The organism is Spirillospora sp. CA-108201, from assembly GCF_050936235.1.
Lineage (GTDB): Bacteria > Actinomycetota > Actinomycetes > Streptosporangiales > Streptosporangiaceae > Spirillospora.
The window spans coordinates 7,622,339-7,643,791 of the sequence record NZ_JBNJNE010000001.1; the positions used below are offsets into that span (position 1 = coordinate 7,622,339).

Annotated in this window: 18 protein-coding genes and 1 riboswitch; of the genes, 10 read left to right on the forward strand and 8 right to left on the reverse strand. The window is 74.4% G+C overall.

Annotation, left to right across the window (positions count from 1 at the left end):
- Positions 1-198 precede the first annotated feature (198 nt).
- The 6 genes from hpnC to hpnH all read left to right on the forward strand — a co-directional run bounded on the left by hpnC (position 199) and on the right by hpnH (position 7,284).
- Positions 199-1,065: a squalene synthase HpnC gene (gene hpnC, locus ACQEU6_RS36605; RefSeq protein ID WP_499338189.1), complete on the forward strand. Its 867-nt coding sequence runs from the start codon at positions 199-201 to the stop codon at positions 1,063-1,065.
- Positions 1,066-1,926, forward strand: a complete 861-nt coding sequence (hpnD, locus tag ACQEU6_RS36610) for a presqualene diphosphate synthase HpnD (protein WP_499338191.1) — start codon at positions 1,066-1,068, stop codon at positions 1,924-1,926.
- On the forward strand, positions 1,923-3,299 hold the full coding sequence (gene hpnE / locus ACQEU6_RS36615; protein ID WP_499338193.1) for a hydroxysqualene dehydroxylase HpnE: 1,377 nt from the start codon (positions 1,923-1,925) through the stop codon (positions 3,297-3,299). The genes hpnD and hpnE overlap by 4 nt, the downstream gene beginning before the upstream one ends.
- The gene (locus ACQEU6_RS36620) at positions 3,296-4,303 is read left to right on the forward strand and encodes a polyprenyl synthetase family protein (RefSeq protein WP_499338194.1); all 1,008 of its coding nucleotides are present in this window, start codon (positions 3,296-3,298) and stop codon (positions 4,301-4,303) included. The genes hpnE and ACQEU6_RS36620 overlap by 4 nt, the downstream gene beginning before the upstream one ends.
- 31 nt (positions 4,304-4,334) lie before the next feature.
- The gene (gene shc, locus ACQEU6_RS36625; protein WP_499338197.1) at positions 4,335-6,218 is read left to right on the forward strand and encodes a squalene--hopene cyclase; all 1,884 of its coding nucleotides are present in this window, start codon (positions 4,335-4,337) and stop codon (positions 6,216-6,218) included.
- 61 nt (positions 6,219-6,279) lie between these two features.
- Positions 6,280-7,284 (forward strand): adenosyl-hopene transferase HpnH, encoded by a 1,005-nt coding sequence (gene hpnH, locus ACQEU6_RS36630; RefSeq protein ID WP_499338199.1) that lies wholly within the window; start codon positions 6,280-6,282, stop codon positions 7,282-7,284.
- A 73-nt stretch (positions 7,285-7,357) separates the two neighbouring features.
- Here the strand turns inward: hpnH and ACQEU6_RS36635 are convergent, their stop codons facing one another.
- Positions 7,358-8,089, reverse strand: a complete 732-nt coding sequence (locus tag ACQEU6_RS36635; RefSeq protein ID WP_499338201.1) for an NlpC/P60 family protein — start codon at positions 8,087-8,089, stop codon at positions 7,358-7,360.
- 10 nt (positions 8,090-8,099) lie between these two features.
- Positions 8,100-8,238, reverse strand: a riboswitch (cyclic di-AMP (ydaO/yuaA leader).
- Between the two features lie 315 nt (positions 8,239-8,553).
- Between ACQEU6_RS36635 and ACQEU6_RS36640 the strand changes: the two genes are divergently transcribed.
- A complete protein-coding gene (locus ACQEU6_RS36640; RefSeq protein WP_499338203.1) occupies positions 8,554-10,029 on the forward strand; it encodes an MFS transporter in 1,476 nt (491 codons plus the stop codon).
- Positions 10,030-10,294: 265 nt separating this feature from the next.
- Here ACQEU6_RS36640 and ACQEU6_RS36645 read toward each other — a convergent pair whose 3' ends face one another.
- Positions 10,295-11,332 (reverse strand): cobalamin-independent methionine synthase II family protein, encoded by a 1,038-nt coding sequence (locus ACQEU6_RS36645; RefSeq protein WP_499338205.1) that lies wholly within the window; start codon positions 11,330-11,332, stop codon positions 10,295-10,297.
- Between the two features lie 123 nt (positions 11,333-11,455).
- Between ACQEU6_RS36645 and ACQEU6_RS36650 the strand changes: the two genes are divergently transcribed.
- A complete protein-coding gene (locus tag ACQEU6_RS36650; RefSeq protein WP_499338207.1) occupies positions 11,456-13,048 on the forward strand; it encodes a bis-aminopropyl spermidine synthase family protein in 1,593 nt (530 codons plus the stop codon).
- 10 nt (positions 13,049-13,058) lie between these two features.
- Here the strand turns inward: ACQEU6_RS36650 and ACQEU6_RS36655 are convergent, their stop codons facing one another.
- Genes ACQEU6_RS36655 through ACQEU6_RS36680 form a run of 6 tightly spaced genes read right to left on the reverse strand, consistent with a single transcriptional unit; the run spans position 13,059 to position 18,385 of the window.
- Positions 13,059-14,096, reverse strand: coding sequence for a threonine aldolase family protein (locus tag ACQEU6_RS36655; RefSeq protein ID WP_499338209.1), 1,038 nt, complete (start codon positions 14,094-14,096; stop codon positions 13,059-13,061).
- A 9-nt stretch (positions 14,097-14,105) separates the two neighbouring features.
- On the reverse strand, positions 14,106-14,852 hold the full coding sequence (locus ACQEU6_RS36660) for an SDR family NAD(P)-dependent oxidoreductase (RefSeq protein WP_499338211.1): 747 nt from the start codon (positions 14,850-14,852) through the stop codon (positions 14,106-14,108).
- A gap of 14 nt (positions 14,853-14,866) precedes the next feature.
- A complete protein-coding gene (locus ACQEU6_RS36665) occupies positions 14,867-15,592 on the reverse strand; it encodes an MBL fold metallo-hydrolase (RefSeq protein WP_499338213.1) in 726 nt (241 codons plus the stop codon).
- Entirely contained in the window at positions 15,582-16,511 is a 930-nt protein-coding gene (locus ACQEU6_RS36670) for a succinylglutamate desuccinylase/aspartoacylase family protein (protein WP_499338215.1), read from the reverse strand. The genes ACQEU6_RS36665 and ACQEU6_RS36670 overlap by 11 nt, the downstream gene beginning before the upstream one ends.
- Positions 16,512-16,544: 33 nt before the next feature.
- Positions 16,545-17,642 carry an alanine racemase gene (locus ACQEU6_RS36675; RefSeq protein ID WP_499338216.1) on the reverse strand — a complete coding sequence of 366 codons (1,098 nt, stop codon included), beginning with the start codon at positions 17,640-17,642 and terminating at the stop codon, positions 16,545-16,547.
- Complete coding sequence (locus ACQEU6_RS36680; RefSeq protein ID WP_499338217.1) at positions 17,639-18,385, reverse strand: IclR family transcriptional regulator; 747 nt, start codon at positions 18,383-18,385, stop codon at positions 17,639-17,641. The genes ACQEU6_RS36675 and ACQEU6_RS36680 overlap by 4 nt, the downstream gene beginning before the upstream one ends.
- Before the next feature lie 107 nt (positions 18,386-18,492).
- On the opposite strand from ACQEU6_RS36680, the gene ACQEU6_RS36685 reads away from it, so the two are divergent.
- Both ACQEU6_RS36685 and ACQEU6_RS36690 read left to right on the forward strand, forming a co-directional pair.
- Positions 18,493-20,067, forward strand: coding sequence for an N-acyl-D-amino-acid deacylase family protein (locus ACQEU6_RS36685; protein ID WP_499338219.1), 1,575 nt, complete (start codon positions 18,493-18,495; stop codon positions 20,065-20,067).
- A gap of 35 nt (positions 20,068-20,102) precedes the next feature.
- On the forward strand, positions 20,103-21,452 hold the full coding sequence (locus ACQEU6_RS36690; protein WP_499338221.1) for an ABC transporter substrate-binding protein: 1,350 nt from the start codon (positions 20,103-20,105) through the stop codon (positions 21,450-21,452).
- The last annotated feature ends 1 nt before the right edge of the window (position 21,453 follow it).

Here is a 21,453-nt window from a genome sequence, read left to right on the forward strand (position 1 = left end):
TTTTCAACGCCCGGTCCCTGTTCCCGCCTGACCGCTTCCGGCCTATATTCATAAAGGACGGAAAATCGGGAGGCTCGGCGCCCCCGATCGGGGACGTACGCATCATGGGCCCCGTCGATCGCCATGTTTACCGGTCGATCACCTGGTTAACGGGCATCGATGTACGCCCCCGCGCCGCCACCGCCCCAGGGGAACGCCATGTCCGTCAGCGAGCGATTGTGGAACGCCACCGAGGAACGCCGGGCAAGGAACGAACTGCAGTCCGGAGAGAACTTTCCCGTCGCCTCCCGGCTGCTTCCCGCGCGCCACCGCGCGCACCTGCTGAACGTCTACGGGTACGCCCGGCTGGTCGACGACATCGGCGACGAGGCGCCGCCGGGGGAGCGCGCCGGCCTCCTCGACCTCGTCGAGCGCGACCTCGACCGCGTCTATGCGGGCGAGCGGCCGGAGCTGCCCGTGCTGCGCGACCTGGCCGGGACGATCGTCGCCCGCCGCATCCCCGCCGAGCCGTTCCGCCGCCTCGTCCAGGCGAACCGCCGCGACCAGGACGTCACCCGGTACGCGACCTTCGACGACCTCGTCGGCTACTGCGCGCTGTCCGCCGACCCGGTCGGGCACATCGTCCTGCACGTGTTCGGCGCCGCCACGCCGGACCGGCTGCGACTGTCGGACCGGGTGTGCACCGCGCTGCAGATCATCGAGCACTGCCAGGACGTCGCCGAGGACCACCGCAACGGGCGCGTCTACCTGCCCGTGGACGACCTGCGGCGGTTCGGCTGCACCGAGGACGACCTCACCGCCGCGGCGACCCCGACCCGGCTGCGGGGCGTCGTGGCGCTCCAGGCGAGGCGGGCGCGGCGCATGCTCGGCGAGGGCGCCGCCCTCACCGGCGGGCTCCGGGGCTTCGCGCGGATCGCCGTCGCCGGATACGTCGCCGGGGGGCACGCCGCCCTCGACGCGCTGGAGCGCGCCGCCTACGACGTCCTGCCGGGCCCGCCGCGGCCGAGGAAGGTGCGGCTGCTCGCCGAGTGGTCGCGGACCATGGGAAGGAGAAGGTCGGCATAGATGGACGCATCCACCGCCTACCGGCACTGCGAGAGCGTCGTGCGCTCCCAGGCGCGCAACTTCTCGTACGGGATCCGGCTGCTTCCGCCGCCCAAACGGCGCGCCCTCAGCGCCGTGTACGCGTTCGCCCGGCGCGTCGACGACATCGGCGACGACCACGGCGCGCCCGTGGCGGACCGGCTCGCCGAGCTCGCGGACGAGCGCGCGCGGCTCACCGGCCTCGACGCCCACCCCCGCGATCCGGTCCTGGTCGCGCTGGCCGACGCGGCGCGCCGCCACCCGATCCCCCTCGACGCGTTCGGCGAGCTCATCGACGGCTGCGAGGCCGACGTGCGCGGCGCGACCTACGACACCTTCGACGACCTCCTCTGGTACTGCCGCTGCGTCGCCGGCTCCGTCGGCCGCCTGTCGCTCGGCGTGTTCGGGACGGCCGACCCCGCCGCGGCCGTGCCGCGCGCCGACGCGCTCGGCGTCGCGCTCCAGCTGACGAACATCCTCCGCGACGTCCGGGAGGACGGGGCGAACGGCCGCGTCTACCTGCCCGCCAAGGACCTCGCCCGGTTCGGGTGCACGCTCGACCGCGACGCCGAGGGCCGGACGACCGACGATCCCGACCGGTCGGCGAGCCTCATCCGCTTCGAGGCGGAACGGGCGGAACGGTGGTACGCCGAAGGCCTGAGGCTGCTGCCCATGCTCGACCGGCGCAGCGCCGCCTGCGCGGGCGCCATGGCGGGCATCTACCGGCACCTGCTGCGGCGCATCACGGCCGACCCGCTGACCGCCCTGGAGACGCGGACGTCCCTGCCCGCCTGGGAGAAGGCGAGCGTGTCCGCCATGGCGATGGCCGGGATCCACCGGTGAGCGCCCGCGACGGCGGCCCGCCGGAGGTCGCGATCGTCGGCGGCGGGCTCGCCGGGGTCACCGCCGCGCTGGCGCTCCAGGAGGCGGGGGTGCGCGCGACGATCTACGAGGCGCGTCCCCGGCTCGGCGGCGCCACCCACTCGTTCTCGCGGGACGGGCTGACCGTCGACAACGGGCAGCACGTCTTCCTGAGGTGCTGCTCGGCGTACCAGGGGCTGCTCGCCCGGCTGGACGCGCTGGACCGCGTCCGCGTCCAGGACCGCTTCGACGTCCGCGTCCTCACCCCGGACGGCCGCGCCGGACGGCTCCGCCGTGTGCGGGCCCCCGGACCGCTGCACCTGCTGCCCGCGCTCGCCGGGTACCGGCTGCTTTCGCCGTCCGACCGGCTGCGGGCCGTCGGCGCGTCGCTGGCGCTCGACCGCCTCGACCCGTCCGACCCGTCGCTCGACCGGATCAGCATGGGCACCTGGCTCGCCGAACACGGGCAGGGGCCCTCGGCGCGCGAGGCGCTCTGGGAGCTGTTCGTCACGGCCGCGCTCAACGCCCGCCTGGACGGCGCCGCGCTCGGCCCCGCCGCGTTCGTCTGCCGGACCGCGCTCCTCGGCCGCGCCGACGCCGCCGACATCGGCGTGCCCACGGTCCCGCTCGGCGACCTCCACGGGGCGCTCCCGGCGGCCAGGATCGAACGGGACGGCGGCCGGATCCACCTGAACGCGAAGGTGACGGCGATCGACGCCGGGCCGAAGCTCGTCGTGAACGGGACCCCGGTCGGCGCCGACGCCGTCGTCGTCGCCGTGCCGCACCGGGCGGCGGCCGCGCTCGTCCCCGAGGAGGCGGCCCCCGGCCGGGCGGGCTGGGGCGGCCTCGGCTCCAGCCCGGTCGTCAACGTCCACGTCGTCTACGACCGCCCCGTCCTGCGGGTGGACGGCGCGGACCCGCCCTTCGCCGCGGCGGTCGGCTCGCCCGTCCAGTGGGTGTTCGACCGCACCGGGGTCAGCGGCCTCGGCGGCGGCGGCCAGTACCTGGCGATCTCGGTCTCGGCGGCCGACCGCTGGATCGACGCGCCCACCGCCGAGCTGCGCGCGGTGTACCTCGCCGAGCTGGAGCGGCTGTTCCCGGCCGCCCGCCGCGCCCGCGTCACCGACTTCTTCGTGACGCGGGAGCGGCACGCGACGTTCCGCCAGAGCCCCGGCAGCGGCGCGCTGCGTCCCGCGTCCGCGACCCGGCTGCCGTGGCTGTTCCTCGCCGGCGCGTGGACCGACACGGGCTGGCCCGACACCATGGAGGGAGCCGTGCGCAGCGGTCTGACCGCGGCCCGTCTCGTCCGCCGCCGCCTGCACCGGACCGCCGCGGGCGAGGTGAGCGGCCGATGACCGTCCCGACCTCGATCACCGGCGGGCGCGCCCTGGTCGACCGGGCCATGCGCGCCTCCGCGGAACGGCTCGACCCGTGGACCCGCCGCGTCGTCGCCTACCACCTCGGATGGACCGACGAGAACGGCGAGCCCGCCGCCGCGGGCGGCAAGGCGCTGCGCCCCGCGCTGGCGCTGCTGTCCGCGCGGGCCGCCGGCGCGTCCGAGGAGACGGCGCTGCCCGGCGCCGTCGCCGTCGAGTTCGTGCACGCGTTCTCGCTGCTGCACGACGACATCATGGACGGCGACCGGACCCGCCGGCACCGTCCCGCCGCCTGGACGGTGTTCGGCCCGTCCGCCGCCATCCTCGGCGGCGACGCGCTGATGGCGCTGTCGGAGAACCTGCTCCTGGAGCGGCAGACCCGCGGCGCCCACTGGGCGGCGCGGGCGCTGACCACCGCCACGCAGCGGCTCATCGCGGGCCAGGCGCTCGACATCGGGTTCGAGCAGCGCGACGACGTGACCCTCGACGAGTGCCTGGCGATGGCGGCGGACAAGACCGGCGCGCTGCTCGCCTGCGCCTGCTCGATCGGGGCGATGCTGGCCGAGGGCCCCACCCGCCTCGTCACCTCCCTGACCGGGTTCGGCGCCGAGATGGGACTCGCGTTCCAGCTCGTCGACGACCTGCTCGGCGTCTGGGGCAGCCCGGACACGACCGGCAAGCCCGTCCTGGCCGACCTGCGGGCGCGCAAGAAGTCGCTTCCGGTGGTGTACGCGCTGAACGCCGAAGGCCCCGAGTCGCGGCGGCTCGCCGAACTGTACGCCGACCCCGGGCCGCCGTCCGAGGACGTCCTGCGGGAGATGGCCCGGCTCGTCGAGGCGGCGGGCGGACGGGAGTGGGCCGCCGCCGCGGCCGGCCGCCGCGTCGCCGCGGCCGGGCGCCACCTCGACGACTCGGGCATGGACGCCCCCGTGGCCGCCGAGTTCCGCGACATCGCGCTGTTCGTCACCTCCCGGGACCACTGACCCCGCCGCGCGGCGAGAAGGGAAGCGCTGCATGACCACCACCGAAGTGCCCGGACCCACCGACGCGCCCGGACTCACCGGCGCGGCCGCCGCCGCGGCGGCGGCCGCCCGCGACCACCTGATCGGCCTCCAGGCGCCCGAGGGCTGGTGGAAGGCCGAGCTGGAGACCAACGTCACCATGGACGCCGAGGACCTGCTGCTCCGCCAGTTCCTCGGCATCCGCTCCGACGCCGACACCAAGGACGCGGCGCGCTGGATCCGATCCCGGCAGCGGGACGACGGCACGTGGGCGAACTTCCACGGCGGCCCCGCCGACCTGTCCACGACGATCGAGGCGTACGTCGCGCTGCGGTTCGCCGGCGACCCGGTGGACGCCGGGCACATGCGCGAGGCGGCCGCCTACGTGCGGGAGGCGGGCGGGATCGAGGGCAGCCGCGTGTTCACCCGCATCTGGCTCGCGCTGTTCGGGCAGTGGTCCTGGGACGACCTGCCGGTCATGCCGCCGGAGCTGATGTTCCTGCCGAGCCGCGTCCCGCTGAACGTCTACGACTGGGCGTGCTGGGCGCGGCAGACGATCGTCCCGCTGACGGTCCTCGGCTCGCTGCGTCCGGTCCGGGCGCTGCCGTTCGACCTGCCCGAACTGCGCCGCGGCGTCATGCCGGCCAAGGACGCCCGGGGCTGGGGAGCCGCGTTCAACGCCCTCGACCGGGTCCTGCACGTGTACGAGCGGCGGCCGGTGCGCCCGCTGCGCCGGGCGGCGCTGCGCCGGGCCGCCGACTGGATCATCGCCCGGCAGGAGGCCGACGGCTGCTGGGGCGGGATCCAGCCGCCGTGGGTGTACTCGCTGATGGCGCTGCACGAGCTCGGCTACGGCCTCGACCATCCGGTCGTCCGGCGCGGGCTGGACGGGCTCGAACGCTTCACGATCCGGGACGGGAACGGACGCCGCCTTGAGGCGTGCCAGTCGCCCGTCTGGGACACGGTGCTCGCCGTGAACGCGCTCGCCGACGCGGGCGTGGCCGCCGACCACCCCTCCCTGCTGCGGGCGGCCGAATGGATCGTCGGCGAGGAGGTCCGCGGGCCGGGGGACTGGGCGGTGAAGCGGCCGGGCGTCCCGCCGGGCGGCTGGGCGTTCGAGTTCGACAACGACGTCTACCCCGACACCGACGACACCGCCGAGGCGATCCTGGCGCTGCGCAGGGTCGGCCTCCCGGAGGCGGAGGAGCCGATCAGGCGGGCCGTCCGATGGCTGGAGGGGATGGCGTCGCGCGACGGCGGCTTCGGCGCCTTCGACGCCGACAACACCCGCGAGCTGTGCACCAAACTGCCCTTCTGCGACTTCGGCGCCGTCATCGACCCGCCGTCCGCCGACGTCACCGCCCATGTCGTCGAGGCGCTGTCGAAGGAGGGCCTCGCGGAGTCGGCCATGGTCAGGCGCGCCGTCGTGTGGCTGCTCCGGGCGCAGGAGGCGGACGGCTCGTGGTTCGGGCGCTGGGGGGCGAACCACGTCTACGGGACGGGCGGCGTGGTGCCCGCGCTCGTCGCGGCCGGGGTCGGTCCCGGCAAGCCCGCCGTCCGGCGCGCCGTGGTCTGGCTGGAGGACCACCAGAACCCCGACGGGGGCTGGGGCGAGGACCTGCGCTCCTACGACGACCCCGCGTGGGTCGGGCGGGGGGAGTCCACCCCGTCGCAGACGGCCTGGGCGCTGCTGGCGCTGCTCGCCGCGGGCGAGCGCACCCCGGCCGTGGAGGCCGGCGTGCGGTGGCTCGTCGACCACCAGCGGCCGGACGGCACCTGGGACGAGGACCACTTCACCGGCACCGGCTTCCCCGGCGACTTCTACATCAACTACCACCTGTACCGGCTGGTGTTCCCCGTCAGCGCCCTCGGCCGCTACCTGGACGGCGCGGCATGAGGCGGGCGCGCGGTCCTGCGGAGACCACCGAGTCCACCCTGCACAAGGAGGTCCGGACACCATGAGCATGCCGCTCCGCCAGAGCCTTCGCATCGGCGGCTACATCCTGCGCAACAAGCTGCGCCGCCGGGAGAAGTTCCCGCTCATCGTCGAGCTGGAGCCCCTGTTCGCCTGCAACCTCGCCTGCGCCGGCTGCGGGAAGATCCAGCACCCGCACGACGTGCTGAAGAGGCGCATGCCGGTCGAGCAGGCCCTCGCCGCCATCGAGGAGTGCGGCGCGCCGATGGTCTCCATCGCGGGCGGCGAGCCGCTCATGCACCCGCAGATCGACGAGCTGGTGAACGAGCTCGTCAGGCGCAAGAAGTTCGTCTTCCTGTGCACGAACGCGCTGCTCATCCCGAAGAAGCTCGACAGGTTCACGCCGTCGCCGTACTTCGCGTGGGCGGTGCACATCGACGGGCTGCGGGAACGCCACGACGAGTCCGTCTGCAAGGAGGGCGTGTTCGACGACGCCGTCGCCGCCATCGAGGAGTGCCGGCGGCGGGGGTTCCGCGTCACGACCAACACGACGATCTTCAACACGGACACGCCGCAGACCGTCATCGACGTCCTGAACTACCTCAACGACGACCTCGGGGTCGACGAGATGATGATCTCGCCCGGCTACGCCTACGACAAGGCGCCCGACCAGGAGCACTTCCTCGGCGTCCAGGAGACGCGGGAGCTCTTCCGCAAGGCGTTCGGGGACGGCAACCGCAAGCGGTGGCGCTTCAACCACTCGCCCCTGTTCCTGGACTTCCTGGAAGGCAAGGTCGACTTCCCCTGCACGGCCTGGGCGATCCCGTCCTACTCCCTCTTCGGCTGGCAGCGTCCCTGCTACCTGATGTCGGACGGCTACGCGCAGACCTACCAGGAACTCCTGGACGAGACCGACTGGGACTCCTACGGACGAGGCCGCGACTCCCGGTGCGCCAACTGCATGGCCCACTGCGGCTACGAGCCCACGGCGGTCTTCTCGACCCTCGGTTCCCTGAAGGAGTCGCTGCGGGCCGTCCGATCGGTCTGATCCCGTCCCGCCTCACGACCCGTTCTGCCCGGCACCGGCGATCCGCCGGTGCCGGGCGTCTTTCAGGGGCGGCCTACTTGAGGGACGTCGGGCGGTACGCCTTGTACTCGTCGCCCGAGGAAAGCCCGTAGTCGAGCGTCCGGTGGTCGGTTCCGTACCGGCCGCGCTGCTCGTAGGCCCAGTACGACGAGTGCTTCTTGTCGGCCCACTTCTCGAAGATGACGACGTGCCGGGTGGTGTTGCTGCCGAGGGCGTCCATGACGAGGTCGCCCTTCTTCAACTCGGACATCTTGATGCGCTCGGTGTACCGCGACGAGGTGAGGCCCACGGTGTTCGGCCCGGGCTTGGGCAGCCCCAGCGCCATGGACACGAATCCCGAGCAGTCGGTGCGGTAGCCGTTGTGCGTGCTGGTCTGGCTGTAGGGGACCCGCTCGCCGGTGTGCGGATGCCAGGTCCTGGCCCGCGCGATGACCTTGGACCGCTCGTCCGACTTGGATTCCGCGGCCTGCTTCTTGGGCTTGCTCTTCGTCGACGGCGCGGCCTTCACCGGCGCCATGTAGTCCTTCTGGACCTGGACCTGCGCTCTGGTCTGCTCCTGCGGCGCGGCCTGCTGCGGCGCGGTCCGCTGCTGCGGCACGGTCTGGACGGCGGCGACCGTCTCGGTGGACGCGTGCTGCAAGGCCGTCGGCACGGCCGCCGTCACGCCGAAGACGGCGAGACCCGTCAGCGTGACCGTGGCCCAGGGGGTCGGTCGCAGAACGCGCGACCACTTGCCGTGCTCGCCTTTCGGTTGCTTGCCTTTCACAGGGGGGCTCCTTGCTTCCATGTGCCGCCTACCGGGTTAGCTGACGGGTTCGGACGTGGAAGTCGCCCTACGGCCTGAGCAGGCCGATTCACCCCAGTGCGGGTTGGGTCCCCGGCTCCGCGCCATGGCGGACTCGGCGGGTGCCGCTGGGGGACAGCGGCGCTGACGATGTGGGACCCGATCGACGTCGCGTCTCGGGCCTTGTCGCGGGGTGGGAACCCCGCCCCACCATGTGGGACAAAACGCCTGGAAGACGTCTTGAAGGGGCAAAGTTACTGAAATCGTAAAGAAACGGCAAGGTCACGCATCTCGATTTCCGCAGCTCAGTGCCCTGTCGGCCGTCGTGCGAGCCGCCGGTGCGGGGCGTCCGGTCGGCGAACGAGACTCGATCCGTCACTAGACGGAGAAGAAACCTCCAGTTATTATCCGGAGGAGAATCCTTCATTTACCGGGAGGTGGGCTCCATGACCGCCATCACGGCGCGGACCGCGTCCGGCCCGTACGCGGGCGCCCCGAACCGGCGCTGGGCGGCGCTGGTCGTCATCGCCGTCGCGCAGCTGATGATCGCCCTCGACGCCACGATCGTGAACATCGCGCTGCCGACGGCTCAGCACGCGCTCGGCTTCGGCGACGCCGACCGGCAGTGGATGATCACCGCCTACACCCTGTCCTTCGCCGGGCTGCTCCTGCTCGGCGGCCGGATCGCCGACCTGGTCGGGCGGCGCCGCAGCTTCCTGGCCGGGCTGGCCGGGTTCGCGGTCGCCTCGATGATCGCCGGGGCCGCGCCGGGCTTCGGGGTCCTCGTGGTCGGGCGCGCCCTCCAGGGGGCGTTCGCCGCGCTGCTCGCGCCCACGGCCCTGTCCCTGCTGGCCGTCACCTTCACCGAACCCAAGGAGCGCGCGAAGGCGTTCGGCGTGTACGGCGCCGTGGCGAGCAGCGGCGCCGCCGTCGGGCTGCTGCTCGGCGGCGCGCTGACCCAGTACGCCGACTGGCGCTGGTGCCTCTACGTCAACGTGGCGATCGCCGCCGCCGCGTCGGTGGCGGGACGGATCGTCCTGCCGGCGCCGCCGGGCTTCCCCGGGTCGCGCCTCGACTGGATCTCGGCCGTCCTCGTCACCGGCGGCCTGGCGGCCGTCGTGTACGGCGCCGGCCAGGCCGCCCCGCACGGCTGGGACGCCTGGCAGACCCTCGCGCCCCTCGCGATCGGCGTCCTGGCGCTCGCCCTGTTCGTCGCGCGCCAGGCCGGGCACGGCGCGCCGCTGCTGCCGCTGCGGATCCTCGCCGACCGCGACCGGGCCGGCGCCTACCTCGCGGTGGCCACCGCGGTCGTCGGCGCCTTCGGGGTCTTCCTCACGCTCACCTACTACCTCCAGGTGGTGGCGCACTTCTCGCCGATGCGCACCGGGCTGGCGTTCCTGCCGATGGCCGTCGCGAACTCCGCGAGCGGCTACCTGGTCGGCGCCGTGCTCATCCGGCGGGTGCCCGCCCGGCTGCTGATCGCCGGCGGCCTGCTCACGGCCGCGGCCGGGCTGGCCGTCCTGACCCGGCTCGACGCGGGCAGCGGCTACGCCACCGCCGTCGTCCCGGTCGAGGTCCTGCTCGGGCTCGGCATGGGCGCCGCGTTCCCGCCGGCGTTCTCGCTGGCGACCGCGGGCGTCTCCCCGCGCGAGGCCGGGGTCGCCGCCGCCGTCGTCAACGCCGCGTCCCAGATGGGCGGCTCGATCGGGACCGCCGTCGTCAACACCGTCGCGATCGGCGCGACGGCGGGCTACCTGCGCGAGCACGGCCCGGGCGGCTCACGGGTGACCGCCCTCGTGCACGGCTACACCACCGGTGCGACCGTCTCGGCCCTGGCCCTGACCGCCGTCGCCGCCCTGGTGATCTTCCTGATCCGCACCCCCGCCCCCTCGGACACCGCCGCCGGGCGCGCCTCCCGATGACCGCGACGGCCGACCACGCCGGCATTGCCAAGGAAGCCGCGTCAGCGGGCCGGGCGCCGCTCGGGCCCCACCCCGGCGGGCCGGCCGCCTTCCGGGACGCCGCGGCGTCGTCCTGAACCCGGCTTCCGGTGCCTCACCGCCCGCCTCGCCCCCGGCGGCCGCCCGAACCGACGAGCGCACAGCCCGACGCCGGTGGCGTGGAGGCCCTGGCCCATGAGGCGGGACCTCGACGCCACCGGCGGGGGCGAACTCGGATCGGGGCGGGTCAGAGGCCCAGTTCGGTGGCGGCCAGGGCCGTTCCCTCGACGCGGGCGGCTATCTTCGCGAAGGCCGTGTCGCGGGACGTGGAGGTGTCGTCGGCGAACGGGGAGAAGCCGCAGTCGTCGCAGGTGCCGAGGCGGTCGACCGGCAGGTGGCGGGCGGCGGCGAGGACGCGGTCGCGGATCTGCTCGGGCGTCTCGACGCGCGGGTCGATGGGGTCGACGACGCCGACGAAGACGCGGGCGTCCGAGGGCAGGTGCCCGGCGACGATGGCCAGGATCCGGTCGGGGTCGGGCTCGCTGGCCAGTTGGAGGTAGAAGTTGCCGGCCCTGAGCTCGAAGAGCTTGGGCAGCAGCCCCGCGTAGTCGACGTCGAGGCTGTGGGTGGAGTCGAGGTCGCCGCCCGGGCACACGTGCACCCCGATCCGGGCGCGCTCGTCGGCGGAGAAGCGCTCCAGGACCCGGTTGTTGAGCGCGATGAAGGCGTCGAGCACGCCGCCGCTGGGGTCGAGCTTGAGCGACAGGCGCCCCTCGGTGAAGTCGAGCTGCACCACGTGGGCGCCCGCGTCCAGGCAGGAGCGGATGTCGGCCTCGGCCTCGTCGACCAGGTCGTCCAGGAACCTCTCGCGCGGGTAGCCCTCGATGCCGTCGGCCGGGTACAGCAGGCTCAGGGCCGAGGGCGCGATCACCGCCTGCTTGACCGGCGCGGTCGCGTGGCGCTGGGCGGCCCGCAGGTAGTCCACGGCGTGGCCGGTGTAGCGGAACGGGCCCGCCGTCAGCCGCGGCAGCTGCCGCTGGTGCCCGTCGGCGAACGGGATCACCGCGCCGTCGGGGGCCAGGTCGGCCAGGCCCGCGATCGGGTAGGTGGCGAAGCTCGGCTTGGACTGCTCACCGTCGGTCACCACCGGTGAGCCGAGCTCCTCCAGCCGGCGGAGGGTCTCGCGCACGGCGCGGTCCTGGGCGGCGGCCAGCTCGGACGGCGAGGCGGCGAGCAGTTCCTGGGGACGCGGGATGCTGCCGATGGGCTCTGTGGGGAGGGGCATACCCCAAAGCTACGCTACTCAAAGTAGTGAGTGAAGTGCTTATCGTGACCAGAGGTGGCCGTGTGAATTTCTGGCGTCGTCGCGGAGAATTCGCTCCGGCCCGTGCGCCGGTAGCATTCGCGGGTGGTTGATGGGGGAGCACCGACAGGGCCGCCGGTCGCGGCGGACATGGATCCCCGGCGGATCCACGCCGCGCTGAGCCTGCTGGCGGACCGGCGCTGGCGGACGCTCGGCGAGCTGGTCCGGGAGACGGGCGCGCCGCGGCGTTCGGTGGAGTCGCTGCTGGCCGGGCTCTCGCTGGAGCACGCGGGCGGCGACCGGTTCCGCCTCGCCCCGGAGCAGGCCGGCGAGATCGCCGAGTCGCTGCGCACGGGACACCGCCCGCTCGACCCGGCCGATCCGGTGGCGCACCTGCTGCCCGAGTACGCCGCCGTGGTGGAGCGCATCGCCGGGCTGATCGAGCGGGCTCCGCGGGCGCGGCACGTCCTGGACCATGTGTCGGCCACGCCGGAGACGGTGGTGCGGCGGGCACTGCTCCTGGGAGCGCGGTTCTGGCTGCCGGGCACGCGCCTGCTGTGCGTGGGGGACCACGATCTGACCTCGCTGGCCGTCGGGCTCGTCCACCCCGGCGTGCAGACCACCGTCGTGGACGTCGACGAGCGGATCCTGGCCTACATCGACGGTTGCGCCGCCGAGCTGGGGGTGGACGTGCGCACCCGCTGGGCAGACCTGAGGCTGGGGCTGCCGGCGTCGGCCGTCGGGTACGCGGATCTGGCGGTGACCGACCCTCCGTACACCCCGGAGGGCGTCGGGTTGTTCGTGGCCCGCGCGGTGCAGGGGCTGCGAGACCAGGGGCAGGGCCGGGTGCTGCTGGCCTACGGGGCGAGCGACCGCACCCCGATGCTCGCGCTGAAGGTCCAGCAGGCGCTGATGGACCTGAACCTCGTGAGCGAGGCCGTCTACCCCGACTTCAACGGCTACTTCGGCGCGGAGGCGATCGGTTCGCGCGCCGACCTCTACGTCCTGCGGCCGACCGGCAGGAGCCTGCCTGCCGCGGACGCCCGCGCCGACCGGTTCGCCACCGCCATCTACACCCAGGGGCCCCAGGCCGTCGAGGCCCGGACGGCCGCGCCGGCGTCGCCCGACGACGTCGCCGACCTGCGGCCGGACGTGCTGGTCGGGGACTGGCCCAAGCAGGTGCTCCCGCAGGCGCCGCGGGTGCGGCTGACGACCTGGCTGGCCAAGCCGTACGCCGCGCGGGTGCGGCGCGCTGCCGTCGCGCTGCCCCCGGGGCTGGAGGGCGCGCTGGTCCGCGTGCTGCTGGCCACGCGCGCCGAGCACGTGCGGGTGTTCCTGCCCGAGCCTCCCGGCGACCTCGCTGACGAGGCCGCGTCGCTGGCGGCGGTGTACGAGCTGGCCCGGCGCGGCTCGACGGTGGAGGCGGTGCGCACCCCGTCCGACACGTCCGACCCGATCCAGCGGGTGGTGCGCGCCATCATGGACCGGGCGCACGGGAAGGTCGCGAACGTCTGGCGCGACGCCCTGCTCGACGCGCACGCGGGCCTGACCAAGCGGCAGGCCCGCGCGGTCGTGGCCGACGCCGCTCCCTGGGCGCGGGACGTCACGCTGCTCGAACTGCCGCTCCACCGGCTGCGCGACCTGCCCGCCGCCGTGCGCGCCTCCCTGGACCTCGTCACCACGTCACCGGCCGGCTGAGACCACCCGGTCACAGGTCCTTCGACAGGGCCTCGACGGTGCGGGCGGCGGCGGTGCGGAGGTCCGCCTCGGTGTGGCCGAGATGGGTGACGGCGCGCAGGACGGTGGGGTGGTGCGCGTTGGACCACAGCACGCCGTTCGAGCGCAGGCGTGCCCGGACATCGTCCCGGTCGAGCCCGAGCGAGGCCAGGTCGAGGAAGACGAAGTTGGTGTCGACCGCGGCGGGGTCGATCGGCAGGCCACCCTCGGCGAGCAGCGTGGCGAGGGCGCGGGCGCCCGCGTGGTCGTCGGCCAGCCGCGCGACGTTGTGCCGGAGCGCGTACCGGGCGGCGCCCGCGAGGACGCCGGCCTGGCGGAGCGACCCGCCGAGCATCTGGCGGACGCGCCGGGCCGGGGCCAGCACGTCGGCGCGCCCGACGAGGGCCGCGCCCGCGGGGCAGCCGAGGCCCTTGGAGAAGCAGACGGCGACGGTCCGCGCCCGCGCGGTGATCCGGTCGGGCGGGACGTCCAGCGCGACGGCGGCGTTGAAGAGGCGCGCCCCGTCGATGTGGACGGCGAGCCCCAGCTCGTCGCAGGTGTCGTAGAGGTGGTCCAGCGCGGCGAGCGGCCAGGTCCGGCCGCCGGAGACGTTGTGGGTGTCCTCCACGACGGCGAGCGCGGTCCGGGGCCGGTGCTCGGAGTCGCGGACCTGGGCGATCTCGCGGACCTGGTCGCCGGTGAACACCCCGGCCTCGCCCGGCAGGCCGGTGACGACCGCCCCGGCGAGGAAGGCGGGGCCGCCCGCCTCGTAGCGGAACATGTGGCTGTGCCGCTCCCCGACGATCTCCTGGCCGCGCTGCACCTGGCACAGCATCGCGATCTGGTTGGCCATCGTCGCCGAGGGGACGAACACCGCCGCCTCCTGGCCGAGCAGCCCGGTCAGCTCGTCCTCCAGCGCGAGGACGGTGGGGTCCTCGCGCTCCTGCTCGTCGCCGAGCGGGGCGGCGGTCATCGCGCGCAGCATGCCCTCGGTGGGCAGCGTCATCACGTCGGAACGAAGATCGATCATGGTGGGCCCCTAACCGGCGAGGTATCCGCCGTCGACGACGATCTGGGTGCCGGAGACGAACGAGGCCCCCGGCGAGCAGAGGAAGGCGACCACGTCCGCGATCTCCTCGGGACGGCCGCGCCGGCCGAGCGGCGGCAGGCCCGCGACCCCCGAGCGCGCCCGGTCGGCCTCGACGAACTCGACGAGCCGGTCGCTGCCCGGGGTGCTGATGTCGCCCGGGTCGACCTGGACGACCCGGACGCCGGACGGCCCGAGCTCCATGGCGAGCGCGCGGGTCAGCCCCGTCATCGCCGACTTGCTGACGGTGTAGGCGGAGGCGTCGAGCTGGCCCCGGTGCGCGGCGATCGACCCGATGTTGACGATGGTGCCGCCGCCCGCCGCGACCATGTGCCGCGCCGCCTCGCGGGCGCAGACGAACGGCCCGACGGTGTTGACCGCGAGGATGCGCGCCAGCAGGTCGTCGGAGGTGTCGAGCAGGGGCGCCTTGGCCGGGACGCCGGTCACGGCCGCGCAGTTCACCAGGATCTCCGGGGGCCCGTGCGCGGCGGCGACCTCGGCGACGGCGGCGCTGATCGCGGCCGGGTCGCCGGCGTCGACCGCCATGACCTCGGCGGCGGGCCCGAGGTCGGCGCGGGCCCGTTCGGCGGCGGGCCCGGCCTCGAAGACGGCGACGGTCCGGCCGGGGGCGGCGAGGCGGCGCGTGATGGCGGAGCCGATCCCGCCCCCTCCGCCGGTGACGATGACGCTGGTGCTCATGGGCGCTCCTCGGGTCAGTGGAAGGTGCCGGGCAGCCGGCCCAGCTCGAAGGCGGACAGGGCCTGCTCGATGTGCCAGATCGCGTCCGACATGACCGGTGTGCCGTGGCCGGGCAGCAGGACGTCGGGACGCGCGGCGCGGAGCCGTTCGAGGGACCGCCGCAGCGCCTGGACGTCGGCGTCCTCGGCGCCCGGGAGCACGATCCGGCCCCGGCTGAAGAGGAGGTCGCCGGTGCAGGCGTACGTCGTGCCGCCCGCGGTGAACAGCCAGGCCGTGTGGTCGGCGCTGTGCCCCGGGGTCGGCAGGGCCCGGAGCGGGCCCTCCTCCAGGCCCGCCTCGGCGGGCGTGAGCACGCCGGGGCAGGACGCGAACCGGTAGCCGGCCGGGTAGATCCCGGCGCGCAGCGCGGCGGTGAGGCCGAGCGGCCCGGGGTCGGCGTCGCGGACCAGTTCGGCGGTCAGCGGACCGGCGACGATCGTGGTGCCGTTCGCGGCGAGCCCGGCGGCGCCGCCCGCGTGGTCGGCGTGCGCGTGCGTGACGACCGCGCCGCTCAGCGGCCGCCCCGCGAGCGCCTCCTCGACGCGCGCGAGCAGGACCTCCTGGTCGAGGCCGCTTCCGGTGTCGGCCAGCCAGGCGCCGTCGTCGCCGCGCAGCAGGTAGACGTTGCCGTCGTAGGCGTTGCTGAGCCCGGGGCCGAGCCGTCCGCCGCCGACGAGGTCGACGGCCGCGTCAAGCCGCACGGCCGTCCTCCCCGGCGACGATCGCGGCGACCTCGCCGGGCGTGACCCGCAGGTCGTGGCGCAGCATCATGACGACGCCGGCTGCGTCGGCCCGCACGGTCTCCACCCGGCGCCCGCCGTCGTCGTACACGGCGCCGATCGTCTGACCCGCGGCCACCGCGTCCCCGGCGGCGACGCGGGAGACGAAGGCTCCCGCCGTACCGAACAGGACGCCGGTGTCGGTGTTGCCGTCCCCGCCCGTCACGACGACCTGCCGCGCGGGCGGCGGGCCGGCGAAGGAGACGGGATCGACCGCGCCCGCGACCTCCAGCAGGCGCAGGACCCCCTGCGCGTACCGGTCGACGTCGGCCTCGCGGAGGGCGCCGCCCCCGCCGCTCTCGAAGTAGGCCCAGGGCTTGCCGAGGGCGTCGGCGCGGCTGACGGAGCGGCCCGGCGCGACCGACGCGTGCGACCACAGGTAGGGGAAGGGCGTCGTGCGGGCGGCGTCCAGCAGCGGCCGGCCGCCGAGCGTTCTGTTCGCCCCGAACCCGCACATCGGGGGCATCCGGTAGCGCCGTCCGGCGGAGTGCAGGTCGATCAGCAGGTCGCACGGGTCGATGAGCGCGGTGGCGATCGCGTGGGCGATGCGCTCGCTGAGGCCGCCGCCGGGGTCGCCGGGGAAGAGCCGCGCGAGGTTGGCGTCGCCGTCGCCGTGCCGGGTGCCCGCCGCGAGGGCGGGCGGGTTGGCGCGCGGCAGCACCGTCACCGTGCCGCGGACCGTCGCCGAGGCGAGCAGGTCCGCGACGCGGTACGCGGCGAGGACGCCCTCCATCTCGTCGCCGTGCACTCCGCCGAGGACGGTCACCGCGGGGCCGTCCCCGTCGCCGAACCGGACGGTCTCCAGGTCCAGCCCGGGGCCTGCCGAGAGGCGCCCTCTCACCGCTGTCATCATGCGTGCGTTCCCTTCGTCCGGTCAGCGCCTGCGCGCCTGGATGGGCCAGGTGTCCGCGAAGGACGTCCCGTCGTGCACCTGGTACCGGCCGAACAGGTTCACCGCGGTGCAGGCGTGGTTGGGGATCACCGCGACCCGGTCGCCCGGCGCCAGGCCGTGCGGCTCCGCCGATCCGGCGAGCCCGTGCTCCTCGTAGAGCTTCTCGACGACGATGCCCGGGTGGCCGTCCACCAGGCCGAAGCCGGGCGTCAGCGTGGTCATCCGCTCGGCGGGCAGGCTCTTGGCCCCGGCGTCCAGGACGAGCCGGTCCGGCGCCGGGACGTCCACCACCGTGCTGACCACGGCGAGCGCGCACTCGGCGGCGTCCGGGCCGCCGAGCGCGACCTGCGTGGCGTCGTAGAAGGCGTAGTTGCCGTACCGGTACTCGTGGGCGCGGCCCGATTCCAGCCGGGCCAGCGGGGTGACGCCGACGCTGTGGACGGGCGCCTCGATCCCGCGCCCGGCCAGCGCCGCGCCCGTGCTCTCCAGCGCGCCGTCCTGCTGGTCGCGGACGGCGGCCAGCCCGGCGGCGTCGGCGGCGGCGTAGGCGTGCCCGGCGAACGTCATCAGGCCGCGGAGCCGGACGCGTCCGCCGAACGGCGCGGCGGCGACGGCGTCCGCGGTGGGCGCGCCGGGGGCGGTGCCGAGCCGGCGCGTCCCGGAGTCGATCTCCCAGTAGACGTCGAACTCCGCGCCGGTCGCGGCGAGCGCGGCGACGTGCTCGGGGCGCGAGCAGGTGACGGCGACCCGGCCGCGCCCGGTGAGCTCGGTGAGCGCGCGGACGCGCTCGCCCGGGACGGGCGGGTAGGCGACGAGCACGGACGGGAAGCCCGCGTCGAAGGCGAGGGCGGCCTCGTCGGCGGTCGAGACGGTCGCACGGGAGGCCCCCGCCGCGACCTGGGCCCGCGCGATCTCCAGGCACTTGTGGGTCTTGAGATGGGGTGTGGAGTGCCCGCCGCGGCCCGTGACGCGGTCGGCCATCTCGCGGATGTTGGCCATGAGCCGGGAGTGGCGCAGGGCCAGGAAGGGCGTCGGCGGCCCGTCCCCGGCGCAGACCGCGGCCCAGCCGGCGCCCGTCATCGGGGCACCCCCGGCAGCGTGGCCTTGCCGGTGATCTCGCGGGCCAGGTCGGCCACGGCGGGGCCCATCTCGCGTTCCAGTTCCGGCGACATCCGCTCGACCGAGACGATCAGGCTGAGCGCGGCGACCGGCTCGCCCTGCCGGCCGAGCGCCGACGCGACGCCGGCGATGCCGTCGAAGAACTCGCCCCGGTCCACGGAGTAGCCGCGGGTCGCGGACCGCTCGACGTCGTCGGCGATCCGGGCGCGCACCTCGTCCGACAGCGCCGACCAGCGGGGGCCCGCGCACAGGTCCCGCCGCTGGGCGGCGTCGAGCCGGGCCAGCACGGCCCGTCCGGCCGCGCCCTCCCAGATCGGGGCGGTGCTGCCGAGCCGGGCGCTCGGCGCGAACGGGATGCTGCTGTCGGTGCGCTCGACGTAGACCATCTCGTCGCCGTTGGGGACCGAGAACGCGGTCGCGGCGTCGAACCGCCGGCCGAGGGGGGCCAGCGCCGCCATGGCGTCCCGCCGCATGTTGCGGTGCGAGAGCCGGATCGCGGCCAGCCGGAGCGGCAGTTCCCCGATCTGCCAGTTGCCTTCGGGGTCGCGCTCCACCATGCCGATCTCGGCGAGCCCGCTCAGCAGCCGGTGCGCCGAACTCTTGCTCAGCCCCGCCCGCTCGGCGCATTCGGCGAGGCCGAGGACGGGTTCCTCCTGACTGAACGCGGCGAGCAGAGCACCGACGCGATCGACCACTTGCACCACGAACGCCTCCAGGAATGCCTTGACCGGGGACTGGCAGCGAGATTAGGTTGCCACAACATCCCATCATGTGGAATGCCAAACCACAGAATGGAACGCAGAGGACAGTGGTGAAGATCATCCGAGGGGGTCGCGTCGTCGACCCGGGCGCCGGCACCGACGCCGTGCTCGACCTGCTCATCGAGGGCGAGCGGGTGACGGCGCTGGCGGCGCGGATCGCGCCGCCCGCCGGCGCGACGGTGATCGACGCCTCCGGGCTGGTCGTCCTGCCGGGCTTCGTGGACATGCACACGCACAGCGACTTCACGCTCCAGCACGACCCCGACGCCCTGGCGCGCCTGCACCAGGGCGTCACCACCGACGTCACCGGGAACTGCGGTTTCTCCCCCTTCCCGCTGCCCAGGACGAGCAGGGGCTTCGGGTCCTTCTTCAGCTCGCGGCTGGACCCCGGCTTCCCCGACCTCGACGCCTACGCCGCCCACCTGGAGTCGCTCGGGACGGGCGTCAACGTCGCCCCGCTCGTCGGCCTCGGCGCCGTCCGCGAGCACGTCGCGGGCTCCGACCCCCGGCCGCCGTCGGACGAGGCCGTCGCCGCGATGCGGCGCCTCGTCGACGACGGGCTCGACCAGGGGGCGTTCGGCGTCTCCAGCGGCCTGGTCTACACGCCGGGCCGGTTCGCCGCCGCCGACGAGCTGCGGCGGGTCATCGCGCCGCTGCGCGGGTCGGGCCGCTTCTACGCCACCCACCTGCGGGACGAGCGGGACGGCCTGGTCGCGTCCGTGGCGGAGGCGATCGCGACGGCCGAGCGGGCGGGCGTCGACCTCCAGATCTCCCACCACAAGGCGCTGGGCAGGGCCAACTGGGGACGGACGGAGCAGACCCTCGCGATGGTCGACGAGGCCAACGCCCGCGGCGCCGTCGAGGTCGCCGTCGACTACTACCCCTACACCTCCGGCAGCACGGGCGTCTCCAGCCTGCTGCCGCCCGGCTCGCTGGACGGCGGCTGGCCGCTGCTGCGCACGCGGGCGGGGGAGGGCGCCGAGCGGCTGCGCCTGCTGCGCCACCTGGACGGCGCGGCGCAGTTCCGGCCCGATGAGATCATCATCGGCCGCTCCCGGACCCGGCCGGACGCGTCCGGCCGCACGCTGCCGGACTACGCCGCCGGGCTCGGCCGCGCCCCCGTGGAGGTGCTGCTGGAGCTGATCCTGGCCGAGGGCGAGAGCCTGACCATGATCGTCCCGGCGGCCTCGCGGGACGACCTCGCCCGCGTGTCCGCGCACCCCGCCGCCATGCACGGCAGCGACGGCTGGCTGATGACGGCCGGGCAGGCGCGGCACGAGCACCCGCGCAACCTCGCGAGCACCACCGAGGTGCTGGTCCCCGCGCTCCTCGGGCGGACCCCGCTCGACCGGGCGGTCCGGCACCTGGCCACCGCGCCCGCCCGGCGGCTCCGCCTGGACGGCCGCGGGACCCTGCGCCCCGGCGCGTTCGCCGACATCGCCGTCGCCGACCCCGGACGCGCCGCCGCCTACGAGAGCGGCCGGGGGACGGAGGCGGGCGCGGCTCCGGCAGCGGAGCGCGCCTACCCCGACCTCATGCGCTGGGTCTTCGTGAACGGCGAACCCGCCATCGAGAACTCCCGCCCCACCGGTCGGCGCCCAGGCAAGGTCCTGCGCGCGGCATGACCGTCCCCCACGCACCGATTGGAACGGAGCAGACCATGGCACCCAGGAACGCGTCCCCGGCCGCACCGCACGTCACCCGACGTTCCTTCCTCCGCGGGACGATGGCGCTCGGCGCCGTCGCCGGGCTCGGCGGCACGGGCCTGCTGACGGCCTGCGGGTCCTCCGGCGACGACGGCTCGCCGAACGACCTCCAGATGCACCACGACGCCGCCGTCGGCCCGCTGTTCAAGCCGTACGTGGACTACTTCAACACCAACTACGCCCCGCTCAAGCTCGGCACGTCCTACGTCGCGCAGGACTACCTCACCGTGACCAACCAGCAGCTCGCGGGCGGCAACGCGTCCTACGACGTGCTGTTCGCGGACGAGGGCTACCTGGAGTCGTGGTCGAAGAACCAGTGGGTCCGCTCGCTCAAGGACCTGCCGGGCCTGGACAAGCTGGTCGCCAACATGAACCCCGGCGTCGCCGACGCCCTCAGGGGCCCGGACGGGGAGGTCTACGCGCTGCCCTACTTCCAGGGCGCCGAGCTGTTCGCGGTCAACACCGCCCACCTCAAGAAGATCGACGCGTCGGCGCCCGCGACCTGGGAGGAGTTCCTGGAGCAGGCGCGGGAGCTGAAGTCCAAGGGGATCAGCCAGACGCCGTACTCGCCGTACTGGATCAAGTACGCGTTCCTGATGTGGCACCAGTTCGCCGCCGAGGTCGCCTCCGAGGGCGGCGGCTCGCTGTTCGACCCGTCCGGGAAGGCGAACCTCGCCGGGAACCCCGTCGCGCGCGCCACCCTGGAGCGCTGGCGGACCCTGTACTCCGAGGGGCTGGTCCCCAAGGACCTGTTCACCACCGACTACGGCGGCGTGACCAACGTCTTCGGCGGCGGCAAGAGCAGCTTCTCGATGCGCTACCAGGCGCAGGTCGTCGGCTGGAAGGACCCGAAGCAGAGTTCGGCGGCCAAGGACATCAAGAACGTGCTGATGCCCGGCAAGACGCGTCAGACCCACAGCTTCGGCGCGTACTGGATGCTCTCGTACAACACCGAGGGCGAGAAGAACGCCGGGACGGTCATCGACTACCTCGGCGGCGCGGGCAAGGACGGCTCCTTCCACGTGCCGAAGAACCTGGTCGCGACCGCGCTCGGCCTCTCCAGCGGCTACAGGAGCGTCGACTCCGACCCGGCCGTGCTCAAGTCGTGGGCCGAGTGGGCGGACGTGGACGCCCTCACCGGCCAGCTCGCCAAGACCGTGCCCCTCGGGCCCGTCACCACCAAGACCTGGTACCCCAAGTTCGCCGACATGGCGTGCGCCGTGCTCCAGGAGGTCGTGCTCGGCAAGAAGTCCTCCGACCAGGGGCTCAAGGAGCTGAGCGACTTCGCGGGCACGCAGAAGTAGC

Bases quoted from the DNA above. Each gene is read 5' to 3' on its own strand.
- hpnC (WP_499338189.1), top strand. From the start codon at position 199: ATGTCCGTCAGCGAGCGATTGTGGAACGCCACCGAGGAACGCCGGGCA.
- hpnD (WP_499338191.1), top strand. From the start codon at position 1,066: ATGGACGCATCCACCGCCTACCGGCACTGCGAGAGCGTCGTGCGCTCC.
- ACQEU6_RS36620 (WP_499338194.1), top strand. From the start codon at position 3,296: ATGACCGTCCCGACCTCGATCACCGGCGGGCGCGCCCTGGTCGACCGG.
- shc (WP_499338197.1), top strand. From the start codon at position 4,335: ATGACCACCACCGAAGTGCCCGGACCCACCGACGCGCCCGGACTCACC.
- hpnH (WP_499338199.1), top strand. From the start codon at position 6,280: ATGAGCATGCCGCTCCGCCAGAGCCTTCGCATCGGCGGCTACATCCTG.
- ACQEU6_RS36640 (WP_499338203.1), top strand. From the start codon at position 8,554: ATGACCGCCATCACGGCGCGGACCGCGTCCGGCCCGTACGCGGGCGCC.
- ACQEU6_RS36645 (WP_499338205.1), bottom strand. From the start codon at position 11,332: ATGCCCCTCCCCACAGAGCCCATCGGCAGCATCCCGCGTCCCCAGGAA.
- ACQEU6_RS36655 (WP_499338209.1), bottom strand. From the start codon at position 14,096: ATGATCGATCTTCGTTCCGACGTGATGACGCTGCCCACCGAGGGCATG.
- ACQEU6_RS36660 (WP_499338211.1), bottom strand. From the start codon at position 14,852: ATGAGCACCAGCGTCATCGTCACCGGCGGAGGGGGCGGGATCGGCTCC.
- ACQEU6_RS36675 (WP_499338216.1), bottom strand. From the start codon at position 17,642: ATGACGGGCGCCGGCTGGGCCGCGGTCTGCGCCGGGGACGGGCCGCCG.
- ACQEU6_RS36690 (WP_499338221.1), top strand. From the start codon at position 20,103: ATGGCACCCAGGAACGCGTCCCCGGCCGCACCGCACGTCACCCGACGT.